Here is a 3,196-nt window from a genome sequence, read left to right as displayed (position 1 = left end):
GTTTGTCGTGCATCGTCCTGCCGCACCGCGAACGCGGTTTCGGCGGCGTGATTCAAACGATGGCTGCGCGCGGCGGCAAGATGATCGGCGGCGCACTGGTGTTGTGGCTGTATCAGGAATACGAACAGACGGCGGCGGCCGGCTTGATGCTGGCGTTCAGCCTGCTGATGTTGCTGCAACTCTTGTACTACCGCGAGCCAGAAAGTCCGACTGCGCAGGGCAGTTGGACGGCGTTGGCAGTACGGCTGGTTTCTTTTTGGCAGCAACCTGAAACGGGCTGGCGGTGGCTGGTTTTGCTGTTTGCCATTGCCGCACCGTATGCGTTTATGGCGGCAACTTTTGTACCCAAACTGGCGGATTTGGGCTTCACTCCGAAACAGACGGGCGGAATTTTGGCGGTAGGTATTCCTGTTGCCTGCCTGATTGTAACGCCGCTGTCGGGCTGGTTTTCGCGCAATTATCCGCGCCGCAAACTCGTTTTCCTGCTCTACGCGCTGCAACTGCCGCTTTTGGCGTCCATAACTGCCATCGACACGCTCGCCCGCGTCCGCTCTTGGCTGCCCCCCGCGCAAATCATCGCCCTGAGCCTGAGCTACACGCTGCTGCTGCCGGTGATACTAGCCTTGGTGATGGACAAATCCGACCGTGCCACCGCTGCACTCGACAGCAGCCTGCAATTTTCCGTGGTTCTGCTCGGCAGTTACGCGGCCGGTTTCGCCGCCCTACGGCTGGCAAAGGCTATTGGTTATACAGATGCGTATTGGGTTGCAGTGTACTTGGCCGTATTGGTAGGCCTGCTTTTATATTTGAATAGAAATTTATTCAATTATTCAGATCGTGATTCACAATAATTCGCTCAGATATTTATCCATCGATTTTAATTGGGCGCGCCTCCGGATAATTTTTCATTTTATTGCACAATCTCTCATGAAAATATAACAAAACGTGCCCATAATACTGCCGTTATTACACTCTTAAATTCAAAAGGAACCTCATGACTGCTGTTCTCATCGTTCTCGGCTTGATTGCCATTGTTGTCGGCATTTTAGGCACTATTTATCCCGCCTTGCCCGGATTGGGTTTGATGTTTGGTGGCGCATGGCTGTTGGGTTATGCCGGCGATTATCAAGTGTTTGGCTCGGGTACGCTGACCTTTTTGGCCATCGTTGCCGTATTCGGTACTGCGATGGACTATGTGGCGGGTGCGCTGGGTGCAAAATATACCGGCGCAAGTAAAACCGCGGTTTGGGGTGCGTTTATCGGCGGCATCGTTGGTGCATTTTTCTCCATTCCCGGCTTGTTGCTCGGCCCATTGACCGGTGCGGCCATTGGCGAATTTATCGCACGCAAAGACACTTGGCAGGCAGGCAAAGTCGGTATCGGTACGTTTATCGGCTTCATCATCGGTACCGTGGCCAAAATCGGCTGCGCCTTGACCATTGCACTGACTATCCTGTTTGTTTGGTTAGCCTCATTCTTCTAAACAAAAAATATTAAAGGCCGTCTGAATTTCAAGCATTCAGACGGCCTTTTTATTTCATGGTTTATTTGCCGCAGCAGGCTTTGTACTTCTTACCGCTGCCACACAGGCAAGGATCGTTGCGCCCCACTTTTTCGCCTTCACGGCGTACGGTTTGCGGCTTATTGATGATGGCCTGCCAGTACCAGTAAATATCAAGCAGGACATGAGGCAAATCAGATTCCAGCTGGGTCAGCTCTTTTTCATTCAGATGCAAGATGACTTCGCCGTTTTCCCCATCGTCATAGATACCGCCCAAAGCCATAATCGGATAGAACAAATCTTCAAACTCTTCCTGATCGACTGCTTCAAACCAATCGGTAGGCACAATATCCAGTGCGTAAAGATAAGCGTTACACCAAGTGTAGAAATCCGGATTGCCGGCTTCATCTTCATAAAACCACAAATCAGGCAAAATCTTCTCGTTGAGCTTCATGCGCATATCAGCAGCCATTGCCATTACCAAACGTTCGATTTCGGTGCGTTCTTTGGCATCAAACAAAGATTCCTCACCCAAAATCTCAGGCAGCCAGTTGGTCGGATTCAAAGCATCCGGACCGCTCAATAAAGCCATCATAAAACCTTGGACCTCATCACAACGCATGGTGTTGTGGGCTTTGGATTTAGCATCCAGCAATTCCATTAAGCGGCTGCGTGCCGCTTCATCAAAAGTCAGTATTTGCATTTTTGTTCCTTAAAATAAAATCGTATTATTGTTTTCAGACGGCCTGGGCATGGATACGCTGCCGCATTTGTTCAAACAGACAAACCGTCGCCGCCATCGCGACATTCAGGGATTCGGTTTGCCCCAACATGGGAATTTTGACACAGGCATCGGCCTTCTCTTTTACCGTTTCGCTCACGCCGCTGCCTTCGTTGCCAAACACCCAAGCACAAGGTTGACTGAGGTCCATTTCATACAAACCGATATTGCGGCCACCCAAGGCGGTTGCCCAAATTTGATGCTGATACGTTTCCATCCAAGCGGATAATTCCACTCGGCTGAAAATAGACAGCAGAAAATGCGCGCCCATCCCCGCTCGCAACACTTTGGGCGACCAGATATCCACGGAATCATTACTGCACACAATTTGCCTGACTCCGGCCGCTGCCGCGCTGCGCAAAATCGTGCCTGCATTGCCGGGGTCTTGTACCCGCTCCAATACCACGCAATCGCCGTCTGAAGGTAAACCTGCCTGCTGCGGAATATCAATCCAAGTCATCACATCATCGGCATCGGTCAGATTGGTGATTTTAGACAGTGCTTCGTTACCGGCCCAAGTAATCAATCCCTCGTCCAACTGCGCCGTAATTTCTTGAATTTCAGGATGTTGCTGTTTCTTTTCAGGCAGATAAACCTGTTTGGGCGTACCGCCGCTTTGCAAATAAGTTTGCAGCAGATGTACGCCTTCCAATACGGTTTCACCGCTTTCGCGCCTTGCTTTGGCCTGCGTCAGCAGACGGAATAAATGTTTGAGCTGTTCGTTTTGAGCAGAGGTAATCAGTTTCATGGAGCGCATTATAACTGTTTTGACTTCATTGAAGCTATGCTTTCAGACGGCCTGACGGTTTTACTTCGGAAATAAAAAACCCTTGCAATGAAGCAAGGGTTTTACATAATTTCATTTTTTACTGCACAACAGTCTGCTGCTCATTTTTTTGCTCGGTGCGGACAGT

4 protein-coding genes are annotated in these 3,196 nt (G+C 50.2%); 2 read left to right on the top strand and 2 right to left on the bottom strand.

Annotated features, from left to right (window positions below):
* Positions 1 to 851, top strand: an 851-nt coding sequence (locus tag Q1M25_RS09180) for an MFS transporter (protein WP_300483989.1), incomplete at its 5' end; no start/stop codon positions are given.
* A 143-nt stretch (positions 852 to 994) separates the two neighbouring features.
* Positions 995 to 1,483 (top strand): DUF456 domain-containing protein, encoded by a 489-nt coding sequence (locus Q1M25_RS09175; RefSeq protein WP_063075298.1) that lies wholly within the window; start codon positions 995 to 997, stop codon positions 1,481 to 1,483.
* A gap of 61 nt (positions 1,484 to 1,544) precedes the next feature.
* Here Q1M25_RS09175 and Q1M25_RS09170 read toward each other — a convergent pair whose 3' ends face one another.
* A complete protein-coding gene (locus Q1M25_RS09170; protein ID WP_070625342.1) occupies positions 1,545 to 2,204 on the bottom strand; it encodes a YecA family protein in 660 nt (219 codons plus the stop codon).
* A 34-nt stretch (positions 2,205 to 2,238) separates the two neighbouring features.
* A complete protein-coding gene (locus tag Q1M25_RS09165) occupies positions 2,239 to 3,030 on the bottom strand; it encodes an RNA methyltransferase (protein WP_300483985.1) in 792 nt (263 codons plus the stop codon).
* Positions 3,031 to 3,196: the final 166 nt, after the last annotated feature.

Source organism: uncultured Neisseria sp., assembly GCF_951230505.1.
Lineage (GTDB): Bacteria > Pseudomonadota > Gammaproteobacteria > Burkholderiales > Neisseriaceae > Neisseria.
Note: the sequence above shows the minus strand (reverse complement) of the source record. Positions and strands in the feature narration are given on the sequence as shown.

Excerpts from the sequence above, each read along its gene's own strand:
- Q1M25_RS09175 (WP_063075298.1), top strand. The coding sequence starts at position 995 with ATGACTGCTGTTCTCATCGTTCTCGGCTTGATTGCCATTGTTGTCGGC.
- Q1M25_RS09170 (WP_070625342.1), bottom strand. The coding sequence starts at position 2,204 with ATGCAAATACTGACTTTTGATGAAGCGGCACGCAGCCGCTTAATGGAA.
- Q1M25_RS09165 (WP_300483985.1), bottom strand. The coding sequence starts at position 3,030 with ATGAAACTGATTACCTCTGCTCAAAACGAACAGCTCAAACATTTATTC.